Annotated in this window: 6 protein-coding genes, 1 tRNA gene and 2 pseudogenes; 1 reads left to right on the top strand and 8 read right to left on the bottom strand. The window is 66.2% G+C overall.

Translation table 11 applies throughout. The annotated features are described in order from the left end of the window. Positions 1–223, bottom strand: a pseudogene (locus V7026_RS10850) (transposase); the annotation flags it as partial. Between the two features lie 236 nt (positions 224–459). On the opposite strand from V7026_RS10850, the pseudogene V7026_RS10845 reads away from it, so the two are divergent. Further along, a pseudogene (locus V7026_RS10845) lies at positions 460–726 on the top strand (hypothetical protein); the annotation flags it as partial. 60 nt (positions 727–786) lie between these two features. On the opposite strand, the gene V7026_RS10840 reads toward V7026_RS10845, so the two are convergent. From V7026_RS10840 to pdxA, 7 genes are all read right to left on the bottom strand, one after another. Continuing rightward, a tRNA-Thr gene (locus tag V7026_RS10840) sits at positions 787–862 on the bottom strand. Between the two features lie 64 nt (positions 863–926). Then, positions 927–1,418 carry a ClpXP protease specificity-enhancing factor gene (locus V7026_RS10835; RefSeq protein WP_334155393.1) on the bottom strand — a complete coding sequence of 164 codons (492 nt, stop codon included), beginning with the start codon at positions 1,416–1,418 and terminating at the stop codon, positions 927–929. Then, complete coding sequence (locus tag V7026_RS10830; RefSeq protein WP_068606212.1) at positions 1,418–2,029, bottom strand: glutathione S-transferase N-terminal domain-containing protein; 612 nt, start codon at positions 2,027–2,029, stop codon at positions 1,418–1,420. The genes V7026_RS10835 and V7026_RS10830 overlap by 1 nt, the downstream gene beginning before the upstream one ends. A 99-nt stretch (positions 2,030–2,128) precedes the next feature. Then, on the bottom strand, positions 2,129–2,899 hold the full coding sequence (locus tag V7026_RS10825) for a cytochrome c1 (RefSeq protein WP_334155392.1): 771 nt from the start codon (positions 2,897–2,899) through the stop codon (positions 2,129–2,131). Between the two features lie 20 nt (positions 2,900–2,919). Further along, positions 2,920–4,341 carry a cytochrome b gene (locus V7026_RS10820; protein WP_334155391.1) on the bottom strand — a complete coding sequence of 474 codons (1,422 nt, stop codon included), beginning with the start codon at positions 4,339–4,341 and terminating at the stop codon, positions 2,920–2,922. Positions 4,342–4,382: 41 nt separating this feature from the next. Beyond that, positions 4,383–4,982: a ubiquinol-cytochrome c reductase iron-sulfur subunit gene (gene petA, locus V7026_RS10815; protein ID WP_334155390.1), complete on the bottom strand. Its 600-nt coding sequence runs from the start codon at positions 4,980–4,982 to the stop codon at positions 4,383–4,385. Between the two features lie 132 nt (positions 4,983–5,114). After that, a partial coding sequence (gene pdxA, locus V7026_RS10810) for a 4-hydroxythreonine-4-phosphate dehydrogenase PdxA (protein WP_334155389.1) occupies positions 5,115–6,005 on the bottom strand: 891 nt, incomplete at its 5' end.

Here is a 6,005-nt window from a genome sequence, read left to right as displayed (position 1 = left end):
CCGAGGCTGCGGTGGCGTCCTTGAGCTTGGGGCTGCATCTACCCAAACGCGAGCTGCGCTCCACCAACACGCCCACCGCCGAGCGGTTGGCCGCCCCCTTGAGGAGGTCGCCTTCCCAGTGCCCGGGGAAAGCCCGCTCGTTGGCCTCGGGCGGACGCAGGTGAATGCTCACAGCGTCGGGCAGCTGGCCCCGCCGGTCCTGGCCTCGCGAGCGCGGCATGCGCTTGCTTTGCGCACGCTACCTTCCCCGCCACTGCCGGGCGGTGCTCTGCACGGCCTTCGCGGGGACTGGATCAAGATTGGAGGATTGGAGGCGACTTCCGTGTCGCAATCCAAAAGCTCCAAACAGAAGCCGAGCACAGACGCTGAACAGCGCGCAATCTCCATTTCGGAACAATGGGCTGGGCCGCTGCCGCCCCCTGCCGCGCTGGAGCTTTTTGAACGCATTGCCCGGGGGCAGCCGAGCGCTTGCTGCAAATGGCCGAGCAGGAGCAAAAGCACCGCCACGCGCTTGAATCAGCTGCCATACAGACGCAGCAAGAAACCGTGCGCTTGACGGCGCGCGACAACATCGTCGGAATGGTGCTGGGTTTTTTGGCGTTGGCCGGCAGCTTGGCTGCCGCAGTCTGGGCGGCCGCGACCGGTGCCCCATGGCAAGTCGCACTCGGCCTCATCGGCTTGCCCATAACGATTGTCGTGGTCGAGTTGGTGCGCCGCAAGCGCTGAACTTCAGCATCAAGACACCAGCTACCGAACCCAGCCAGGCATCACCGGCAGTCGGATGTTTGGTGCCGCTTGTCTGACTCGAACAGACGACCTACCGCTTACAAGGCGGGTGCTCTACCAACTGAGCTAAAGCGGCTGAGCGGGCGACCTGTGCGCAGGGTAGCCCGTCGGGCAGGGCTCCATTGTAGCCCTGCCGGCGATCACTTGATCCGGGTCAGCGTCGGGCGCTTGGCGCCACGCGCCGCGTGGCCATCCCCATCGCCGCCGTCGTGCGCGGTCTCGGCGGGGGCGTCGGCCGGGGTGTCGGTCGGCTGGCGTGCCTCGTCGCTGGCCACCACCTGCAGCCGCTGGGACGGCGCATCGGCCGAGGCCGGCTGCGGGGCGGGGAAGGCCATGCCCTGCCCGTTCTCGCGCGCGTAAATGGCGATCACATGGTCCACCGGTACCACCACGTCGCGCGGCACCCCGCCGAAGCGGGCCTTGAACTCGACCACGTCATTGCCCAGCCGCAGGCCGCTGGTGGCGTCGAAGCTGACGTTGAGGACGATTTGACCGTCGCGCACGAACTCGCGCGGCACCTGCACGCGCTCGTCCACCGCGACCACGATGTAGGGCGTGAAGCCCCCGTCCGTGCACCATTCGTGCAGGGCACGGATGAGGTACGGGCGCGTGGAGGGCAGATCGGTGTCCATCACTTGCGCATGACCTTTTCGGATGGGGTCAGTGCCTCGATGTAGGCCGGCCGCGAGAAGATGCGCTCGGCGTACTTCAGCAGCGGGGCGGCATTCTTGTTCAGCTCGATGCCGTAGTGGTCCAGGCGCCAAAGCAGCGGGGCGATCGCCACGTCCAGCATGGAGAAGTTGTCCCCCAGCATGAACTTGTTCTTCAGGAACACGGGGGCCAACTGGGTCAGGCGGTCGCGAATGTGGGCCTTGGCCTTTTCGATCTGTTTGTCGGTCGGCTTGGGCGTGCGCTGCTCCAGCACCGAGACGTGCGAGAACAGCTCCTTCTCGAAGTTGAGCAGGAACAGCCGCACGCGCGCACGGTCCACCGGGTCGCCCGGCATGAGCTGCGGATGCGGGAAGCGCTCGTCGATGTACTCGTTGATGATGTTGGATTCGTACAGGATCAGGTCGCGCTCGACCAGGATCGGCACCTGGCCGTAGGGGTTCATGACCGCGATGTCCTCGGGCTTGTTGTACAGATCCACGTCGCGGATCTCGAAATCCATGCCCTTCTCGAACAGCACGAAACGGCAACGGTGCGAATACGGGCAGGTGGTGCCCGAGTACAGAACCATCATGGTGTGTTCGCTCCTCGACAAAAGAAAACAGTGGATGGCCGCCTGCCGGCTGGCTCACCCACTGCGCGGACCGCGCGCTGGCACGCGGTCAGATGGGGATTACTTGACGTCCTTCCAGTAGGCGGCGTTCAAGCGCCAGGCGATGACGGTGAACACGCCCAGGAAGATCAGCACCCACACACCAAGGCGGATGCGGTCATTCTTGGCGGGCTCGCCCATCCATTCCAGGAACGCGACCAGCTCGGCGACGGTGCGGTCGTATTCCGCCTCGGTCAGCTTTCCGGGCTTGACGACTTCCCACCCGCGGAAGACTTCCACCTCGTGGCCGTGGCTGGAGACCTTCTCGAACACCGGCTTGCGCTCGCCCTGCAGCTCCCACAACGGGTGGGGCATGCCGATGTTGTGGAAGGCGACGTTGTTCCAGCCCGTGGGGCGGTTGGGGTCGCGGTAGTAGCCGCGCAGCAGCGTGTACAGATAGTCGGTGCCGCTGTAGCTCAGTTGCGCGGCGCGCGAGCGGGCCACCAGCGACAGATCCGGCGGTTGCGCGCCGAACCAGGCCTTGGCCTGCTTGGGGTCGATCGCGGCGATCATCTGGTCACCCACCTTTTCGGAGGTGAACATCAGGTTCTCGCGGATTTGCTTTTCCGTCAGGCCGATTTCGGTCAGCCGGTTGTAGCGCACGAACGACGCCGAGTGGCAGCTCAGGCAGTAGTTGGTGAAGATCTTGGCGCCGTTTTGCAGCGCAGCCAGATCGTTGGTCAGGCGCGGGGCCTTGTCCATCGGGAAGCCTGCGCCTGCGGCATGCAGCGCACCGGACGCCCCGAACATCGCACCGAGGGCCACCAGACCCGTGGCAATCCATCGCTTCATGGGATTCGACTCCTCGAGTTTCAGTGGGCCTGGAAGTTGACGCGGGACGGAACGGGCTTGAACTCGCCCAGGCGGCTCCACCACGGCATCAGCAGGAAGAAGCCGAAGTAGAACAGCGTGCCCACCTGCGAGACGCGCTCACCCACCGGCGACGGCGGCAGCACGCCGAGGTAGCCCAGAATCAGGAAGTTGACGACGAATAGCGCGTACAGGTACTTGTTCCAGCTCGGGCGGTAGCGGATCGACTTGACCGGGCTGTGGTCCAGCCAGGGCAGAAAGAACAGGATGATGACCGAGCCACCCATCACGACCACGCCCCAGAACTTGGCGTCGATGCTGAGCATCAGCGCGGAAAGCACCACCGCGCCTCCGAGCAGGCCGCCCTTGCCCACCGGGCCCATGGACGACTTGATCGCCCCCAGCACCGCCGCGATCAGCACCACCGCGACGAGCACGTACATCATCTCGGTCGTGGTCGCGCGCAGCATCGAGTAGAACGGCGTGAAATACCACACCGGCGCGATGTGCGGCGGCGTCACCATCGGATCGGCCGGAATGAAATTGTTGTACTCGAGGAAGTAGCCGCCCAGCTCCGGCGCGAAGAACACGATCGCCGAGAACGCCATCAGGAACACCGACACGCCCAGAATGTCGTGCACGGTGTAGTACGGATGGAAAGGAATGCCATCCAGCGGCTTGCCGTCCGGACCCTTGGTGGCCTTGATCTCGATGCCGTCGGGGTTGTTGGAGCCCACCTCGTGCAGCGCGATGATGTGCGCCACCACCAGACCCAGCAGCACCAGCGGCACGGCGATGACGTGGAAGCTGAAGAAGCGGTTGAGCGTCGCATCGCTGACGACGAAGTCACCACGGATGAGGATGGCCAGATCGGGACCGATGAAGGGGATGGCGGAGAACAGGTTGACGATCACCTGCGCACCCCAGTACGACATCTGGCCCCAGGGCAGCAGATAACCCATGAAAGCTTCGGCCATGAGCGCGAGGAAGATCGCGCAGCCGAAGATCCAGACCAGCTCGCGCGGCTTGCGGTAGGAGCCGTAGATCAGGCCGCGGAACATGTGCAGATACACCACGATGAAGAACGCCGAAGCGCCCGTGGAGTGCATGTAGCGGATCAGCCAGCCCCACGGCACGTCACGCATGATGTATTCGACCGAGGCGAAGGCCACGGGGACGCCTGCCGCATTGAGCGAGGCGTCCGGCTTGTAGTGCATGACGAGGAAGATGCCGGTGACGATCTGGATCACCAGCACCAGCAGGGCCAGCGAGCCGAAGAAGTACCAGAAGTTGAAATTCTTCGGCGCGTAGTACTCGGACAGGTGCTCCTTGTAGAGCTTCGACAACGGGAAGCGGTTGTCGATCCAGGTCAGGAGCTGCTCGCCGCGCGACGCGTTGGGGGGGGCTTCCTTGAATTCGGCCATGGTGGTTCCCTAGTGCGTGGATTCGGTGCAAACGCGGCGGATCAGGCCTTGGGCGGGTCTTCGCCGATCAGCACGACCGTGTCCGAGACGTAGTGGTGCGGCGGCACTTCGAGGTTATCCGGCGCCGGCTTGTTCTTGAACACCCGGCCCGCCATGTCGAAGGTGGAGCCGTGGCAGGGGCACAGGAAGCCGCCTTTCCAGTCGTCCGGCAGCGACGGCTGCGCGCCGGGCTGCAGCTTGTCCACGGGCGAACAGCCCAGGTGCGTGCAAATGCCCACCGCAACGAGGATTTCCGGCTTGATCGAGCGGTGGCGGTTCTTTGCATACGGCGGCGTCGGGTACGCGTTGCGGTCGGACGCGGGGTCGGCCAGCTGGGACTCGACCTGTTCCAGCGACGCAAGTTGCTCCGGCGTGCGACGCATCACCCAAACCGGCTTGCCCCGCCATTCGACGACGACCTTCTCGCCAGGCTGGAGCTTGGACACGTCGACCTCCACCGAGGCGCCGGCGGCCTTGGCGCGCTCGGACGGCGAGAACGAACGGACGAAGGGGACCGCAACGGCAGCGACGCCCGCGCCACCCACGGCACACGAGGTGACCAGCCAGGTCCGGCGGTCTTGGTCTAGGTTGGCTTCGCTCATGGGGGAGGTCTTTCTGAAAGGCTGGAGCAAGACGGAACGCGCGCACCGCCACCGGGCGGCCTGCGCACAAAAGCCACCGAGTATTGTAAGGGATCGCCGTTCGGACAAACCCTGATCGGTGACGTCTGCAGATCAAACCCCCGCCGTCGCCCGCTGCGCGCGCATGGCCCAGGCCGACTCCAGCGCCGCCAGAAGGCTGGAGGGATCGGCCAGCCCCCGTCCTGCCAGGTCGAACGCCGTCCCGTGGTCGGGGCTGGTGCGCACGAACGGCAGGCCCAGCGTGGTGTTGACGCCCCGCTCGAGGCCGAGGTACTTCACCGGGATGAGGCCCTGATCGTGGTACATGGCGACGACTACGTCGAACTCCCCGGCCCGGGCGCGCATGAACACGGTATCCGGGGGGTGCGGGCCGGTGACCGCCCACCCGGCGGCCTGCGCACGCGCGATGGCCGGGCCGATGGCGTCGATCTCCTCCCGGCCGAACAACCCGCCCTCGCCCGCGTGCGGATTGAGGCCCGCGACGGCGATGCGGCAACGCGGCCAGCCCAGCAGCCCGCAAAAATGGTCGTGGGTGATGCGCAGCGTCTCCCACACGGCCGCCTCGGTGACGGCCTCGATCGCCGCGCGCAAGGGGATGTGGATGCTGACGAGCACGGTGCGCAACACATCGTTGGACAGCATCATGCGCACCGGCAGCTCGGCCGACGGCAAACCGCGCGCCTGCGCAGCGATGCGCTGCAGCAGCTCGGTGTGGCCGGGCACATCGACGCCGGCGGCGGCCAGCGCCGCCTTGTGCAGGGGAGCCGTAACGATGGCGCTGACCTCCCCACGCAGCGCGGCCTGGGCGGCGGCGATGACGGCATCGGCGGCCGCCCGCCCCGCCACGGCGCTGACCTCGCCAAAAGGCGGCAGCGCCGGGATCGACACCACGGGCCACACGGGCAAGCACCGCGGCGGCACACGCCCCGCCTGCGCCGGCCCGTCTAGCACGGCGATCGGCAGCAGCCCCCCGCCCACCTGCGC

The sequence above is a fragment of the Tepidimonas sp. genome (assembly GCF_036825565.1).
GTDB lineage: Bacteria > Pseudomonadota > Gammaproteobacteria > Burkholderiales > Burkholderiaceae_C > Tepidimonas.
Note: the sequence above shows the minus strand (reverse complement) of the source record. Positions and strands in the feature narration are given on the sequence as shown.